General features: G+C 69.5%; 16 protein-coding genes. 6 read left to right on the top strand and 10 right to left on the bottom strand.

Going from position 1 to position 15,467, the window contains the following annotated elements:
• The first annotated feature begins 65 nt into the window (after nucleotides 1-65).
• Together AB0H88_RS24130 and AB0H88_RS24135 are read left to right on the top strand one after the other, a co-directional pair.
• A complete protein-coding gene (locus AB0H88_RS24130) occupies nucleotides 66-1,277 on the top strand; it encodes an acyltransferase family protein (protein WP_357647941.1) in 1,212 nt (403 codons plus the stop codon).
• A 57-nt stretch (nucleotides 1,278-1,334) separates the two neighbouring features.
• Entirely contained in the window at nucleotides 1,335-2,300 is a 966-nt protein-coding gene (locus AB0H88_RS24135; protein ID WP_357647942.1) for a glycosyltransferase, read from the top strand.
• A 145-nt stretch (nucleotides 2,301-2,445) separates the two neighbouring features.
• Here AB0H88_RS24135 and AB0H88_RS24140 read toward each other — a convergent pair whose 3' ends face one another.
• Nucleotides 2,446-3,321 (bottom strand): helix-turn-helix transcriptional regulator, encoded by an 876-nt coding sequence (locus AB0H88_RS24140; RefSeq protein ID WP_357647944.1) that lies wholly within the window; start codon nucleotides 3,319-3,321, stop codon nucleotides 2,446-2,448.
• Nucleotides 3,322-3,689: 368 nt separating this feature from the next.
• On the opposite strand from AB0H88_RS24140, the gene AB0H88_RS24145 reads away from it, so the two are divergent.
• Nucleotides 3,690-4,709, top strand: a complete 1,020-nt coding sequence (locus AB0H88_RS24145; protein ID WP_357647946.1) for a zinc-dependent alcohol dehydrogenase family protein — start codon at nucleotides 3,690-3,692, stop codon at nucleotides 4,707-4,709.
• Nucleotides 4,710-4,732: 23 nt separating this feature from the next.
• Here AB0H88_RS24145 and AB0H88_RS24150 read toward each other — a convergent pair whose 3' ends face one another.
• Together AB0H88_RS24150 and AB0H88_RS24155 are read right to left on the bottom strand one after the other, a co-directional pair.
• Nucleotides 4,733-5,680 (bottom strand): hypothetical protein, encoded by a 948-nt coding sequence (locus AB0H88_RS24150; protein WP_357647948.1) that lies wholly within the window; start codon nucleotides 5,678-5,680, stop codon nucleotides 4,733-4,735.
• Nucleotides 5,673-6,161, bottom strand: a complete 489-nt coding sequence (locus tag AB0H88_RS24155) for an RNA polymerase sigma factor (RefSeq protein WP_357648044.1) — start codon at nucleotides 6,159-6,161, stop codon at nucleotides 5,673-5,675. Before AB0H88_RS24155 ends, AB0H88_RS24150 begins: the two co-directional genes overlap by 8 nt.
• Before the next feature lie 92 nt (nucleotides 6,162-6,253).
• On the opposite strand from AB0H88_RS24155, the gene tnpA reads away from it, so the two are divergent.
• The 3 genes from tnpA to AB0H88_RS24170 all read left to right on the top strand — a co-directional run bounded on the left by tnpA (nucleotide 6,254) and on the right by AB0H88_RS24170 (nucleotide 8,749).
• Nucleotides 6,254-6,652, top strand: coding sequence for an IS200/IS605 family transposase (gene tnpA / locus AB0H88_RS24160; RefSeq protein WP_357647950.1), 399 nt, complete (start codon nucleotides 6,254-6,256; stop codon nucleotides 6,650-6,652).
• Nucleotides 6,653-6,658: 6 nt separating this feature from the next.
• Nucleotides 6,659-7,948 (top strand): transposase, encoded by a 1,290-nt coding sequence (locus AB0H88_RS24165; protein WP_357647952.1) that lies wholly within the window; start codon nucleotides 6,659-6,661, stop codon nucleotides 7,946-7,948.
• An 87-nt stretch (nucleotides 7,949-8,035) separates the two neighbouring features.
• Nucleotides 8,036-8,749, top strand: coding sequence for an acetoacetate decarboxylase family protein (locus AB0H88_RS24170; protein ID WP_357647954.1), 714 nt, complete (start codon nucleotides 8,036-8,038; stop codon nucleotides 8,747-8,749).
• On the opposite strand, the gene AB0H88_RS24175 is transcribed toward AB0H88_RS24170, so the two are convergent.
• The 7 genes from AB0H88_RS24175 to AB0H88_RS24205 form a co-directional block, all read right to left on the bottom strand.
• On the bottom strand, nucleotides 8,746-9,537 hold the full coding sequence (locus AB0H88_RS24175; protein WP_357647956.1) for an ATP-binding cassette domain-containing protein: 792 nt from the start codon (nucleotides 9,535-9,537) through the stop codon (nucleotides 8,746-8,748). The two genes, AB0H88_RS24170 and AB0H88_RS24175, sit on opposite strands and share 4 nt — an antisense overlap.
• 93 nt (nucleotides 9,538-9,630) lie before the next feature.
• Nucleotides 9,631-10,515 carry a glycosyltransferase gene (locus AB0H88_RS24180; protein WP_357648046.1) on the bottom strand — a complete coding sequence of 295 codons (885 nt, stop codon included), beginning with the start codon at nucleotides 10,513-10,515 and terminating at the stop codon, nucleotides 9,631-9,633.
• A gap of 187 nt (nucleotides 10,516-10,702) precedes the next feature.
• A complete protein-coding gene (locus tag AB0H88_RS24185) occupies nucleotides 10,703-11,470 on the bottom strand; it encodes a CDP-alcohol phosphatidyltransferase family protein (RefSeq protein ID WP_357647958.1) in 768 nt (255 codons plus the stop codon).
• Entirely contained in the window at nucleotides 11,448-12,488 is a 1,041-nt protein-coding gene (locus AB0H88_RS24190; RefSeq protein ID WP_225296080.1) for an iron-containing alcohol dehydrogenase family protein, read from the bottom strand. The genes AB0H88_RS24185 and AB0H88_RS24190 overlap by 23 nt, the downstream gene beginning before the upstream one ends.
• A gap of 28 nt (nucleotides 12,489-12,516) precedes the next feature.
• Nucleotides 12,517-13,248, bottom strand: a complete 732-nt coding sequence (locus AB0H88_RS24195) for a phosphocholine cytidylyltransferase family protein (protein WP_357647960.1) — start codon at nucleotides 13,246-13,248, stop codon at nucleotides 12,517-12,519.
• Between the two features lie 79 nt (nucleotides 13,249-13,327).
• Nucleotides 13,328-13,951, bottom strand: a complete 624-nt coding sequence (locus AB0H88_RS24200) for a DUF5941 domain-containing protein (protein ID WP_357647962.1) — start codon at nucleotides 13,949-13,951, stop codon at nucleotides 13,328-13,330.
• The gene (locus AB0H88_RS24205) at nucleotides 13,948-15,411 is read right to left on the bottom strand and encodes a CDP-alcohol phosphatidyltransferase family protein (protein ID WP_357647964.1); all 1,464 of its coding nucleotides are present in this window, start codon (nucleotides 15,409-15,411) and stop codon (nucleotides 13,948-13,950) included. Before AB0H88_RS24205 ends, AB0H88_RS24200 begins: the two co-directional genes overlap by 4 nt.
• Between the last annotated feature and the right edge of the window lie 56 nt (nucleotides 15,412-15,467).

Here is a 15,467-nt window from a genome sequence, read left to right on the forward strand (position 1 = left end):
AAGTCGCGTGCCGCGTGCTGCCTGTCGCATTCCCCCGACCCCGAGTGAAGCTGAGCGACTCCGTAGTGTCTGACACGAAGCACTCCCCACCGACCACGACTCCCAAGGGTCCCGGTGACGCCGATGAGGCCACCGGTCCCGCGAGTACAGGAGCTCAGTGGCCGCTGCCGGAGGAGGCTTTCTGGAGTGAGAAGACGGATCCGCACGGCACCGCCCCGCCCGGGGCCGGGCACGAGAAGCCCGAGCCGGAGCCAGAGCCGTCGCCTGAGCCCGAGGCGCCCAGGCGGAAGCGCGACCCCTATCTGGACAACGTCAAGTTCGTCCTGATCGCGTTCGTGATCGTCGGCCACTCGCTGGTGCCGACGCTCAACACCGACTCCGCCAGGTCGCTCTACATCTTCATCTACACCTTCCACATGCCGCTGTTCGTGCTCGTCAGTGGCTACCTGTCCAGAAATTTCTGGAACTCCAACGCGAAGACCAACAAACTGGTCGACACGTTCGTCGTGCCGTACGTGATCGTGGAGGTCGGCTACGCGCTGGTCCGGCTTGGTCTGGGGGAGAAGTGGAGCCTCACGATCATCGACCCCGCGTGGATCAACTGGTACCTGCTGGCGCTGCTGTTCTGGCGACTGTCCACCCCCGTGTGGAAGCGGATGAAGTACCCGATCCCGGTGGCGATCGCGATCTACCTGTTCGCCGGGTTCTCGCAGATCTCCGGTGACTTCAGCATGGACCGGTTCTTCGGCCTGATGCCGTTCTTCGTCATCGGGCTCGTGATGCAGCCCGAGCACTTCGAGCTGCTCGACCGCCGGTGGATCAAGATCGTCTCGGTGCTGGTCGTGCTCGGCGCCGCCGCGGTGTCGATCTTCATCGCGCCCAAGGCGCCGCTCAAGCCCTTCTACTACAAGCACAGCTTCCAGGACATGGACCTGTCCTGGTGGATGGGCCTCGGCGTGCGCGCCGGACTGCTGATCTGCGGGCTGGCCATGTCATACGCCGTCCTGGCGCTGGTGCCCAGGCGCGAGACGTGGTTCACCGATCTCGGCACCCGCACCCTCTACTGCTACCTGCTCCACGGCATCCCCGTCCTCATCGCCAAGGACCAGGGATGGCTGGAGCTGCCGTGGCTGCACGGCCCGCTCGGGGTGCTGGCGATCAGTGCGAGCTGTTTCGCCCTGGCCATCGTGCTGTGCCTGCCCGAGACGCGCACCCTGTTCAAGTGGGTCCTCGAACCCCGCCTAACCTGGCTGTACCGCCGCCCATCACGAAGTTAAGCGGCAATTCCCCCTGCATTTACGCCGTTGACCGGGTGACCGCGCAGCATCGACCGCATGCGGGTTTGCGTCGCCACCACCGTCCACCATCCCGAGGACGCCCGGATCATGCACAGGCAGATCCGGGCGCTGCTCGACGCGGGCCACGAGGTGACCTACGTCGCGCCCTTCACCTACTACAACGTGACACCCACGATGGGCGTCACCGCGATCGACGTGCCGCGCGACGCCGGCTACGGCCGGGCGCGCTCAGCGCTCAGGCGCGGCCTCAAGCGCGCCGACCTGCTGATGCTGCACGACCACCGACTGCTGCACGCCCTGCCCTTCCACCACCCGCCGCTTGTCTGGGATGTGCGGGAGCAGGTCACCGCCAGGCAGATGGCCCGGGCCGAGAGGCGTCACCACGTGATCACCTCCGCCGTGGTGCCGGAAGCCACCCTGGTGTCGGCGGAGCCTCCACCTCCCGGTGACACCAGGGTGGTGCACATCGGGCGCCTGTCCGCCGAGCGCGGCGTCTCCGAGCTCATCGGGCTGGCCGAGCGACTCGTCCCGCACGGCATCCGGATGGACCTGATCGGCGCCAGCGACCGGGAGATCCGGCCGCTGCTGCGGGACGCGCAGCGGGTCGGGCTGCTCGACTGGTTCGGGTACGTCCCGAACCGCCATGCCCTGCGCATGGCCGAGGGCGCCCTGGCCGGCCTGGCCCTGTCGGCGGAGATGAGTCCGAGGACGCCGACCAAGATCCTCGACTACATGGGCCGGGGGCTCCCGGTGATCACCACCCCGCACGGCTCGATGGCCGAGCGCGTCGGGTGCGGGCTCGTGGTGCCGCTCGACGTGGACGCGCTCGTACACGCCGTACTCGATCTCAAGGAGGACCCCGCGCGGCGGGCGGCGCTGGGGGCGCGCGGCCACGCGGAGGCCCGCCTGCGGCACCACTGGCCCGATCACGCGGCGGAGTTCGTGGCCAGGATGGAGCGGTGGGCCGGGGTCAGCGTGCCCGCCCACTCCCTGGCCGTCTAAGGGCTGGAATCAGCGAGCCCGCTCACTCCCCTGACCGTCTAGGGCTGGAATCAGCGTGCCCGCTCACTCCCCTGACCGTCTAGGGGTGGAGTTAGCGTGCCCGCCCACTCCCTGACCGTCCAAGGGGGCGGACCGGGGGTTACGGTCACGCCGGCGGTGCCGTGGCGCCGGGCGCGAATGTGTGGGTGGCGGCCCAGCTGGCCAGGAGGCGGAGTTTGTCCTCGGAGTCGCTGCCGGGTTCGGTGCCGTAGGCCACCAGGGTGAGGTCGTCGGCGGCCAGCGCGAGGGATTCGTAGGTGAGGTGGAGGTCGCCGACGACGGGGTGGTGGAAGGGTTTGGCGCCGAGGTGGTGCTGGCGGACGTCGTGGCGGGCCCAGCGGGCGCGGAAGTCGTCGCTGCGGGTGGACAGCTCGCCGATCAGGTCGGTGAGGGTCTTGTCGTAGGGGTCGCGGCCGGCCTGGGTGTGCAGGAGGGCGACGGTATCGGCGGCGGCGCGTTCCCAGTCGCCCCAGAACTGGTGGGAGCGGGGGTCGAGGAAGATGAACCGGGCGTGGTTGGGGATGGCGCCGCGGGCGGCTTCGATCATGGGGGCGTACAGGGCGCGGCCGAGCAGGTTGGTGGCCAGGACGTCGCCGCGGCCGTTCATGACGAAGGCCGGTGCGTCGGTCATGGCATCCAGCAGCCGTTGCACGTTGAGCCGCACGGTGTGCGGGGCGGGGCGGCGCCGGCGGCGCGGGCCGGGTCCGGCGGTGCGGGCCAGGTCGTCCAGGTGGGTGCGTTCTTCGTCGTTGAATCGCAGCGCGCGGGCCAGCGCGTCCAGGACGCTGTCGGAGACCCCGGACAGATCTCCGCGTTCCAGGCGAGAGTAGTACTCGACGCTGACCCCGGCCAGCTGAGCGACCTCGGCGCGGCGCAGGCCGGGCACCCGCCGCCTGCCGGAGGACGCCAGCCCGGCCTGCTGCGGGCTGATCCTGGCCCGGCGGGAGGTCAGGAACTCACGGATCTCGCTGCGGTTGTCCACTTTTCCAGGGTAGGCGGCCTTCCCTCTGGAAAGGGTGCCCTGTCATTACACCTTTAACCAGTGCCTTCCACCCTGCCTGACCAGCGCTTTTGATGGGTAGTGGCTAATGACTGGAACGGAGGGCCCGGCCAGGCTCGCGACGGTTTCGAACCGCGCCCGCCTGCGGGGAGCCGACCGTTTCGAGCCGCCCCTACCTGCGGGAGGCCCGGCCGCTTCGAGCCGCGCCCGCCCCTGGGGCGGTTGGCCGTACGGACCGGGTTGGCCGTACGGACCGGGTTGGCCGTACGGACCGGGTTGGCCGTACGGACCGGGTTGGCCGTACGGACCGGGTTGGCCGTGCGGACAGAGAATCTGAAGGAGTGAAGGTTATGCGTGGTGTGGTGATGCACGCTCCCGGCGACGTTCGAGTGCAGGACCTGGCCGACCCGCGGATCATCGAGCCGACCGACGCGATCATCCGTGTCACGGCGACCTGCGTGTGCGGATCGGACCTGTGGCCCTATCGCGGCATCGAGGAGGTCCACGAGCAGCCGATGGGCCACGAGTACGTCGGTGTGGTCGAAGAGGTCGGCAGCGAGGTCAAGACCGTAAAGCCGGGCCAGTTCGTCGTGGGCACGTTCGTCGCCGCCGACGGCACCTGCGAGATCTGCCGCTCGGGCTACCCCTCTTCGTGCGTCCATCGGGTGTTCGTCGGCCAGGTCGGCACCCAGTCCGAGCGCGCCCGGATCCCCTGGGCCGACGGCACCCTGGTGGCCACTCCCGGCACCCCCGGACCCGACCTGATCCCCAGCCTGCTGGCCGCCTCCGACGTCCTGGGTACCGGCTGGTTCGGTGCGGTGGGAGCGGAGGCCGGCCCCGGCAAGACGGTCGCGGTCGTCGGCGACGGCGCGGTCGGCCTGCTGGCGGTGCTGGCGGCCAAGCAACTGGGCGCCGAGCGGATCATCGCCATGAGCCGCCACGAGGCGCGCCAGAAGCTGGCCATCGAGTTCGGCGCCACTGACATCGTCACCGAGCGCGGTGACGAGGGCGTGGCGAAGATCAAGGAACTGACCGGCGGGCTGGGCGCGCACTCGGTCGTCGAGGCGGTCGGCACCCAGGAATCGATGCGGCAGGCCATCGGCTCCGCCCGCCCGGGTGGTCACGTCTGCTTCGTGGGCGTCAACCACGACGTCAGCCTCAGCGGTGAGGACCTCTTCTTCGCCCAGGTGCACCTGCTCGGCGGGCCGGCGCCGGTGCACCGGTTCCTGCCCGAGCTGATCCAGCTGATCTGGGACCGGAAGATCGACCCCGGCAAGGTCTTCGACCTCCAGCTGCCCCTGGAGGAGGCCGCCGACGCCTACAAGGCGATGGACGAGCGACGCGCCATCAAGGTGCTCCTGACCGTCTGATCCCATCCGAGGTCGCCCGCCGTCTAGGGCCGTTCGAGGTCGTAGGTGACGTCCGCCAGGCGGACCGTCTGGACCAGCGGGTCCTCGATGATCTTCCGCAGCTCGCCGATCGTGGCCAGCGAGTCCACATAGGCGTAGGCCAGACCGTCGTTCGCGGCTTTGCGGAGGCGGGCCAGGCTCAGGTCGAAGTCGTGCAGGTTGTCGTCGTCGTAGTCCTTGAGGATGCCCACCCAGCGGCGGAAGTTCGCGAGGTCCAGCTTGATCGCCTCATCGGGCAAGATCTGGTGAACCTTCGTGGTCGTCAGTTCGGGCATCGGGGCCCTGTCCCACGACGTCATCCCGCCCCACGTGATGGGAATCGAACTGGGGCGCCGCTCATACACCACCTTGTCGACGGAGGTCCGGTATCTGGCGGTGAAGGCGATGAGCTCCTCGGTGGTGAGCGGCTTGGCGAATTCGACCACGGCCAGCGCGTTGAGCCGCTCGGGCAGCCTGGCGAGGACCTTGCGGCTGTCGTCCTTGGGCTGGTTACCGGTGCTCACATTGGCCAGGGCTCTGCTCAGGGTGGTCTTGGCGCCGTTGCCGAGCGGCAGCCGGCCCACGTGGCCGAAGAAGTCCTGGGTGATGACGTGCTCCGCGCCTCCATAGCCGGCGACGAACCCGCCGACGGCCCGCACCGGGTTGGCGGAAACGGTGAACGACATCGACAGCGGCGTGGTGGCGCCCCAGTCCCGGACCTCGATGTCGTAGCCGGGGTTGTAGATCTTGAAGGCGGTGCCGAGCACGTCCGCCATGCGCCATTCCCGTTCACCACGCTGCTGGATCAGGCTGGAGCCGACCGTCGCCACCAGGACGAGGACGACCAGCGCCGCAAGGACCATCGTGGCCGTACGCGTGAGGCCCCGCCGCACGGCCCGGCGGGTCGCCTTGCGGTCGAAGTCGGGCATGGGCAGCAGATCATCGTCAGTCATGCGGGACTCCGTAGATATCGGCGAAGGCGGTTCTGGCCCGCCACACGGCGGTCTTGATCGTGGCGTGTTTCTTGCCGGTCATCGCGGCCACCTCGACCAGCGAGAAGCCCTCGAAGTAGACCAGGGCGAGCAGCCTGCGGTGCCGCTCGGGCAGCCGCTCCAGGGCGTCGCGCACGGCCAGCGACTCGGTGTGCAGCGCGGGCACGCCGAGCTCGTCGGGATCGGGCAGGGCCAGCTCACGGCGGTGGCGCCGGACGTGGTCGACCAGGACGTTGCGGGCGATGGTGAGCAGCCAGGCGGCCGCGTTCTCGCCGCGCCAGCCGAGCAGCGCCCGGGTCGCCTTGACGAATGTCTCCTGGGCCAGGTCCTCGGCGAGGTGGGGGTCGCGGGTGCGGCGTAACAGGAACCCGCACACGAGCGCCCAGTGCTCTCGGTACAGCTCCTCGATGATGATGCCCTCCGCGTTCTTGCGATCGGTGATCTAGGGCGCGGACCCCTGGCTTCAGCCATGGGGGTAAGCCCTTCTGTCGAATCTTTGAGCGGTAGATAGGTCGCTTCTGTATATTGATCCATGTGGCCGTGACCTTGCGCGCGAACAGCGATATCGCCTTCCAGTGCGCCTTCCACGTGGTGTGGTGTCCCAAGTACCGCAGGCGGGTGCTGGGCGGAGAGATCGAGGAACGACTCAAGCAGCTCATCGGCGAGGTGGTCGAGGAGAAGGGGGCGTGGCTGGTGGACGTGGACGTCATGCCCGACCACGTGCGGCTGCTGGTCGAGGTGGATCCCCAGCTCGGGATCCACAAGCTGGTCAAGGCCATCAAGGGCCGCTCTTCTCGCGTCCTGCGTCAGGAGTTCCCGAGCTTGAGGTCGAAGCTGCCGACGCTGTGGACCAACTCCTACTTCGTGGCCACCGTCGGCGCGGCGCCCCCGGAGGTCGTCGAGCGGTATGTCGAGAACCAGAAGAACCGGTGATCGCGGATGCTGACCGGGCGTAAGTACCGCCTGGATCTGACTGCCGGCCAGGCGGAGTTCGCCGAGCGGATCGGCGGGGCGTGCCGCAGCGTGTGGAACACCGCGCTGGAGCAGCGCCGCACCTACCGGCGACGCGGCGCGTTCATCGGCTACCACGACCAGGCCCGCCAGCTCGCCGAGGCCAAGCGGGAGTTCGAGTGGCTGGGCGAGGCGCCCGGCCATTGTCTTCAGCAGACGTTGATCGATCTGGATCAGGCGTGTTCCCGGCACGGCACGTGGAAGGTCGGCTGGAAGTCCAAGGTTAAGAATCCGCCGTCGTTCCGGTTTCCCGAGGGCGCCAAGATCGCCATCGAGCGGTTGAACCGGCGTTGGGCGCGGGCGAAACTGCCCAAGCTCGGCTGGGTCCGCTTCCGCATCACCCGCCCGCTGGGCGGCAGGGTCAAGAACGCCACCGTCAGCCGGGACGGCAAGCACTGGCACATCAGTTTCCTCGTCGAAGACGGCGTGATCACACCCGGGCGGCATGCCCATCCCGGCAGTGCGGTCGGTGTCGACCGGGGTGTGGTCAAGGTCGTGACCCGCTCGGACGGGCGTTTCCACCATCAGGTGTTCGCCCGCGATCGGGAGGTCGGGCACGCCAAGAAGCTCCAGCGGGACTTCGCCCGGACTACCAAGGGATCGGCCCGGCGCAAGAAAGCCGCCGCGCGGGTCGCCGATCTGGCGCGGAAGATCCGCCGTCGCCGGGAGGACTTCGCCGCCAAGACCGCCTGCGTCCTGGCCGCGAGCTTTGAGCTGGTGGTGTTCGAGGCGCTGGCGACCAGGAACATGACCGCCCGTGTCGCACCCCGGCCCGACCCCGAACGGCTGGGCGCGTTCCTGCCCAACGGGGCGGCGGGCAAGTCCGGCTTGAACCGTAGCATTCTGGACAAGGGCTGGCATCGGATCGAACTGGCCACCCGCGGTAAGGCCCGGTACACGGGCACCAACGTGATCACTGTCAATCCGGCGTACACGAGTCAGACATGCAATGTGTGCACGGTGGTGGATCGCAAGTCCCGCGAGAGTCAAGCGGTCTTCCGGTGTACCTCGTGCGGACACACCGAGCACGCCGACGTGAACGCCGCCAAGAACATCCTCACCGCCGGGAGGGCGGAGCACGCACAACCCCGACCGGGTGTGCGGGCTGGGGCGCGCAAACCACGCAACCGCGTGGGCCGGAAGGCCAACCGCCAAGCAACAGCAGCCCAGGCCACCGCGCAGACGGAGTCCGAGCTGGCTGGAATCCCCCAACCTTAGTCGTGGGGAGCGCTTCAATGTCACAACAGAGCAGACGCGATCGGGGCAGGAATGGTCACACGGCTTTCCGGTTGATGTACTGGAGTCATGTCTTCGCATCTGATCCAGGGCCGCACGGTGAGCATGCCCGTCCAGGTGAGAGACGCCACGGTCTGCAGCGTCATGTATCCCGTACGGGCCGACGCCGCCAGGGCGGTGATCGCCTACTCGGGTCTGGACGCGGCCGAGGTGTTCCCGGGCAAGGCCATCTGCGTGCTGGTGTTCGTCGATTACCGGGAGAGCGATCTGGACGCCTACCACGAGGTCGGCGTGGCGTTCCTGGTGCGTCCGCCGGGCGTGGCGCAATCGGTCGGGCTGGGCGATCTGCGGCGGGCCGGGGTGTTCATCCACTGGCTACCGGTCGATCAGGAGTTCACCTTGGACGCGGGCCGTCGCATCTGGGGCTTTCCGAAGGAGCTGGCCGATATCGACCTGCGGCTCGACTCGGCGTACAAGCGCTGCGTCCTGCGCAAGGACGGGCGGCTGGTGCTCGACCTGCTGCTCAGACCGGGCCTGCCCGCGCCGGGCGCGGGCGCGCTGGTGCCGCTGGACGCCTTCACGCACCGGGAGGGCGTGACGCGGCGCGTCCTGTGGTCGGTGACCGCCCGGGGCGTCCGCGTACGGCCCGGCGGCGCGCTGATCCGCCTGGGCAACCACCCGATCGCCAAGGAGCTGAGCGAGCTCGGCCTGCCGAAGCGCCCCCTGCTCACCACCACGGTCGCCCACGCCGCCATGACCTTCGGCGACGCGATGGCCATCTAGGCCCGGGCGCTCCACCGTCCGTCGACGCGGCTGATCCGGACCGGGTGGTCGAAGCACTTGCTCACCAGGTCGGTGGTCAGCACCTCGTCCACGGGCCCCGACGCCATGCACTCGCCCTCCCGCAGCAGCAGCGCGTGGGTGGTGCTGGCGGGCAGCTCCTCCAGATGATGGGTCACCAGTACGGTGGCCAGCGCCGGGTGCTCCCGGCGCAGCACGTCGAGGCCGGCGAGCAACTGCTCTCGGGCGGCCAGGTCCAGCCCGGTGGCCGGCTCGTCGAGCAGCAGCAGCCGCGGCCTGGGCATGAGGGCCCGCGCGATCAGCGCCCGGCCCCGCTCTCCCTGGGACAGGTAGGGCCAGCGCGCCTCGGCCTTGCGCGCCATCCCCATCATCTCGATCAGCCGCAGGGCCTGCTCCTCCTGCGCGGCGGTGGGCTCCCAGCGAGGGACGAGCTCGATGGTGTTGGTGGCCCCGGTCAGCACGAGGTCGCGCACCCGGAGGCCGGACTCCAGCGAATGCCGCGGATTGACGTGCCCGAGGAAGGAGCGGAGCTCTCGCATGTCGACCCGGCCGAGCCGATGCCCGAGGACCTCGACGACCCCTCGCGTGGGGTGCTTCACCGCCCCCAGGAGGTCGAGCAGCGTGCTCTTCCCGGCCCCGTTGGGCCCCAGCAGGGCCCAATGCTCGCCCTGCCCCACCGTCAGAGAGATCGAGCGCAACAGAGAGGTGCCGTCGCGCACTACATCGACCTCGACGGCACGCAGAACGGGCCCACCGGCAACAGGATCCATCTACGCAGGCTATCAACAGTCATCAGATGTCTGAGGACTGGCCAGCCCTCAGACGATCGGCGGGCACCGCCACAGACGATGGGCGGGCGCCCCTCAGACGATGGGCGGGCGCCCCAGCTTCACCATGCGCCATGCGGTACGCCAGGCCATCGGGCGGCGCTCGCCGGCCGGCGTCCGCAGTCCCTCGAAGAACCCGGTGAACCACGCCTTGATCGCCGCCCCGGACCGGCGCTCCCGGATGAGCGTCAGCACCACCCAGTCGAGCAGGTAGAGGGCCGCCAGCGGCCACGGCAGGTTGCGCCGCGCCAGCCACACCCGGTTGCGGGCGTTCATCCGGTAGAAATCGGTGTGCCGCGTCGGGGGGACCTGGGGGTGGTACATGACCGTCTCGGCGTCGTACTCGATCCGGTAGCCCTCACCCAGCAGCCGCCAGGCCAGGTCGGTCTCCTCGTGAGCGTAGAAGAACTGCTCCGGAAGCCCGCCCACCTGGAGGAAGGCCGAGCGGCGGATCGCCGAGGCGCCGCCGAGGAAGGTGGTGACCGGTGAGGATCGTTCGGGGTCGCCCGCGCGCAGGCGCGGGACGTGGCGCCGCTGGCCGAGGCCGCCGTCGGGGTCCATCACCCGGAAGGAGATGACCGCGAGGTCGGGCTCGGTGGCGAAGCGGTCACGTACGTGGGAGACGACCTTCTGGTTGGCGTACCAGCCGTCGTCGTCGAGGAACAGCACGACATCACCGGAGCACTCCTCGACGCCGCGGTTGCGGCCGGCCGGGATGCCGGTGTTGCGTTCGAGCCGGATCGTCTTCACGGTCGCTGCCGAGCCCACGGGTGGCGTCGCCGACACCTCGGGCACGTCGGCGCCGTTGCCCACGATCACCACCTCGACGTCGCCGTCGATCTGGTGGAGCGCGGACTCGACCGCCCGGTTCAGCTCCGCGACCCGGTTGCCCATGGTGAGGATGACGCACGAGATCTTCAACGGGTCATCGTCCTGACGCGTCGAGAACACGGGCGGAGCATTCTTTCATGATCACCGAGTCTGCTGGTATGCATATTTCCTGATATTGGTGGAGCCAAGCGTATCGGAACCGAAGGTGAACCCCCGCCAAACTGCGGACGTCCGATCAATACGACGAGCGAGGGGCTCCGCCGGTTCCGATGTGTGCTCACGCAAGCCGCCTCGATGCCAGGATGCTGACCAGATGCAGGACGGTCTGCAGGACCGCGGCCACGAAACACGCGATGAGCAGCACGCGCGAGGCGAGCAGATCGCCCGCGACGGCGTCGATCACCGCGGCCACGACCGCGAGCATGGACAGCTCGATCGGCTGCACGATCCGGTGGAACTTCGTCGCCCCCACCACCCGCCGGGCCAGCCCCAGCAGCCCGGACCGGAACTCCCCCACGGACGCCTCGGTGGCGCTCGACAGGCCGCCCTTGGCCCTGGCCACGTCCACGAGGTCGGTCTCGGCCTTGATGAGGATCGCGCCGAGCGCGGCGGCGACGCCGAGCACGGTGTACCAGTCAGGCAGGACGGCCGACGCCCGCCAGCCCAGCCCGATCAGCAGCGCGGCCTCGGTGAAGTAGGCGCCGACGCGGTCGAGGTAGACCCCGACCAGCGAGGTGCGGCCCGTCCAGCGGGCCAGCTCACCGTCGGAGCAGTCCAGCAGCAGGTAGACCTGTACGAGCAGGGCGGCGCCCACGGCGGCCCACAGGCCCGGCAGGGCCAGCACGACCCCGGCCACGATCCCGGCCAGCGTCATCACCCAGGTGAGCTGGTTGGGCGTGATCGACGTCTTGGCCGTCAGCCAGGTGACATAGATGGACAGCCGGCGCATGTAGAGCACGCCTGCCCAGTGCTCGCCGTTTCTGCGCTCGAGATGTCCGGCGGGCTGGGCGACCCGCCGGATCTCAGCGACCGAAGGCCCGGACATAGTCCCCCACCCGATCGCGGACCTCGGACTCCGACATGCGCAGGTGCTCCAGGATCGTGTAGCGGCCGGGACGGGTGGCGGGTGCCAGCGTGACGGCCTCGGCGAACTGCTCGCCGCTCAGGCCGATGTCGGCCGGGACGACGGGCAGCTCGTGCTGTCGCAGACAGTCGGTGACCTGCTTGAGCCGGGCGGCGTCCTCCCTGAGGAAGAAGCAGAAGGCGGCACCGATCCCGGCGAGCTCGCCGTGATTGGAGGTGCCGGGGAAGAGCTGATCCACGGCATGAAGGATCTCATGGTCTCCACCACTCGCGGGCCGAGACGAGCCGGCGATGACCATCGACATGCCCGACAGAATCAGCGATTCGGCCAGAACCGTCAGGAAGGCATCCGATTCGATGGAGTCGGTGCGGCCGACCAGTGCCTCGGCCGCCATGCGGGCCATCGAGCAGGCCAGCCCGTCGATGGGCTCGCCGCGCTCCACGTTGCCGAGCTGCCAGTCCTCGATGGCCGACAGGTTGCTGACCACGTCGCCGACCCCCGAGCGGACCAGCGACTCGGGAGCGCTGTGCACGAAGTCGAGGTCGACCAGGACCGCCAGCGGCATCGGCACGCCGAACGTGCCCTTGCCGCCCTCGTACACCAGCGAGGCCGTGGGCGAGCAGATGCCGTCGTGGGAGAGGTTCGTGGCCACGGCGACCATCGGGATGCCCGCCAGCGAGGCGGCGTATTTGGTCGCGTCGATGGTCCGGCCGCCGCCGACGCCGACGACCACCTCGTAGGCGCCCTTGCGCAGGTCGGCGCCGAGCGAGACGGCCGCGTCGACCGAGCCGTCGGACACCCTGAACACCTCGGCCTCGCCGAGCGTGGGCGCGATCAGGCCCTCGATGTGGTCACCCTGCCCGGGGCCCACGGCGACGGCGACCCGGCCGGAGGTCGCCACCCGGGTGTCGGCCAGTAATGCGCCGAGCTCGGCCACCGCGCCCCGCCTGACCATGATGGCCAGGGGCGCGGGCAGCATCCGCGCTAGAAGCGGCATGCCCGCCTCCTCAGTAGCGAACGGCTATGGTACGAGCCTTGGCCAGGTCGTCGTGGTTGTCCACCTCGACCCAGTCGACCTCCCCGATGGGCGCGACGTGGATCCGCTCGCCGCGCGCGACCATCTCCTGGTAGCCGTCTTCGTAGTAGAGCTGCGGATCGCGCTCGAAGGTGGCCTGAAGCGCGTCGGCCAGGCGCTCGGCGGCGCCGGGGCGGATGAGCGTGGCGCCGATGTACTCGCCGTAGGCGGTGGCCGGGTCCATCAGCTTGGTGATCCGCTTCAGGTCGTCGCCGTCGAGGGTGACCTTCATCTCCTCGTCGGCCAGCCGCTTCACGTTGTCGACCGCGAGCAGGATGTCGCTGGTCTCGGGCGCCGACAGCAGCGTCTTCTCGACCGAGACGGGGTGCACGGTGTCGCCGTTGACCAGCAGCGCGCCCTGCGCGAAGTAGTCGCGCGCGCACCACAGGGAGTAGGCGTTGTTCCACTCCTCGGCCTTGTCGTTGTGCACGAGGGTGAGCTTGACGCCGTGCCGCTTCTCCAGCTCGTCCTTCCGCTCGTGTACGGCCTGCGCCGCGTAACCGACGACGATCACGACCTCGCGCAGGTCCACCTCGGCGAGGTTGCGCAGCGAGATGTCCATGATCGTGGTCTCACCGTCGACCGGCACCAATGCCTTCGGCAGCGTGTCGGTGTACGGTCGCAGGCGTCGTCCGGCTCCAGCGGCCAGCACCATTCCCAGCAACGTGCACTCCTCAGTCGAGCATCTACTCCGTAGGACCCAAAGGTTAGTTGGCTTTTGGCCCTCAGCGGGTAATCGACCGTTAGTCTCGCGTTTCCGCACCGGTCGCGGCCACCCCTGAGGGCGAGGTGGCGAGCCAGCAGGTGAGGCTCTCCCATCCGAACAGGACCCACAGATACGCGGCGAGCAGCACGAACCCACCGGTCACCGCGCCCACGATCGCCGCCAGCGAGATCACGATCATCCGACCCTCCCAGCCCAGCCCGAACGTGCTCAGCCACGGCGGCGGATAGGCGCGCTGGCGCAGGCGGTAGATCAGGTCGTAGTGGTGGAAGGCCAGCGCGCCGAGCAGCGCGAAGATCAGCACCGGCGGCACTCCGTGGGCGAACCCGCAGGCCGCGATGAAGGTGTATTCGATCAGTCGCAGGATCGGCGGCACCAGCCAGTCGAGGCGGCCGTCGTGCGGATGGGAACTGCCCGGCCCGGCCAGCAGCAGCGTCACGGCGGGCGCGAAGACCGCCAGCCCGTCGGATCCCGCCACGCCGATCAGCAGCAGCACGCCGATCACGAACGCCCCGGCGATCAGCGGGGGCAGCGGCGGGAGCTGCCCGGACACGAGCGCGCCCATGCCGCGCGACAGCGGCCCGTCGTCGCGATAGGCCACGACGTAGCTGCTCGGCACGGGTGTCATCTGCACCGCGGTCATCGCGCGGTCCTCGCGATCCGGCCGACGAGCAAGTAGACGGTCGCCACCCCGCCCCAGCCCAGGAGCGCGACGAAGGTGACCCGGGCGTTGTACACGCCGGCGGTGATCGCGATCAGCGCCATCCGCTCCCCGATCGGCAACACGATCGCTTTCTTCATCCACCGGAGGACCTTCTCTCGCTCCATGCGGTGCGCCAGGCGGAGGACTCCCGGCTTGGGTATGCCGTGGTGCTCTCCCTCGGCCGAGTTCAGCAGCGAGCTCACCGGCTTGGCCCCCACGGCGCCGGCCCGGTTCGCGTCGGCCACACTGGCACCGAAGGAGTAGTTGATCGAATGCCGTACCGTCTGGAGGATCATCGCGGCGACGGCGAGATACCAGATGCCGCCCGGGCCGCCCTCGCTCAACGGCAGCCCGGCGGCGTAGCCGAAGGCGAGCCCCACATAGACGACATACTCCTTCAGCCGGTCGGCCATGCTGTCGAGCCACGCGCCCAGCGGCGTGAAGGCGCGGGTGTAGCGGGCCAGCTGGCCGTCGAGGCAGTCGCAGGCGAACGACAGGTAGAGCAGCCCGGCCCCGGCGAGCTGCGCCCAGCGGTTGCCCGCCCCGAACCAGACCGCCGACAGCACGGCCAGGCCGATCGAGATGCCGGTGACGGCGTTGGGTGTGAGCTTCAGCCGGGCGGCGGGGCGGATGAGATGGCGCGTCCAGGACGAGACGAGGTAAGTGCTGACAAAGCCGTCATCCGACTTGACCGAGGTGTCCAGGCGTACCTGGGACTCGTCGACGTCGGCGAGCCTGCTGACCGCGGTGTCCGCCGAGACCTGGCCGGTCACCCGGTCGCAGTGGAGCCGCCCGATCCCGGCGGCGCGCACCTTCACCCCCGATCTGACCAGGCCCACCAGCAGCAGGTCGACCGCCTCGACGGTGGTGACCGGGCCGAGCTTGCCGGTCTCGGCCAGGTCGGCCAGCTCCTCGGCGACGTCGGCCAGCGCGTTCAGGTCGGCCTGACCGGCCTGGAGCACGCCGCGGAAGGTGGCGTTGGCCTCGGGCACGAGGTGGAAGGAGCTGCCGGCCGCGACGATCCTGCCGCCCTCGACCCGCGCCGGCGGCCGCATCGGCGCGGCCGTGGCGTCGTAGGAGACCAGGGCGCTCGTGTCGCGCTTGGGATGCTCAAGGAGCAGCGAGAGCGCCTCGGTGTGGGTGACGAGGTCGGCGGGCAGCACGACCAGCGTCCCCGGTGCGGCGCGCGCGAGCTTGGCGACGCCGCGCAGGTCGGTGCTGAGGCCGCCGAGCCCGTCATTCGGCGACACCACCTGGACGTCGAGGACGGACAGCTCGGCCAGCTGGCCGTTGAGCCGGTCGAGCAGCGTGCCGTCCGCGCAGGACAGCCTGCAGGCGGGTGTCGTGGCGAGCAGCACCACCGAGGTGGTCGTACTCTCGCGGGTCAGTGAATCGGTCACGGCGCAGGTCTCCTCCCGGTCGCGAGGGAGTGCGTGGACACAGCGTAGCGACAGGG

The organism is Nonomuraea sp. NPDC050680 (genome assembly GCF_040654555.1).
Classification (GTDB): domain Bacteria; phylum Actinomycetota; class Actinomycetes; order Streptosporangiales; family Streptosporangiaceae; genus Nonomuraea.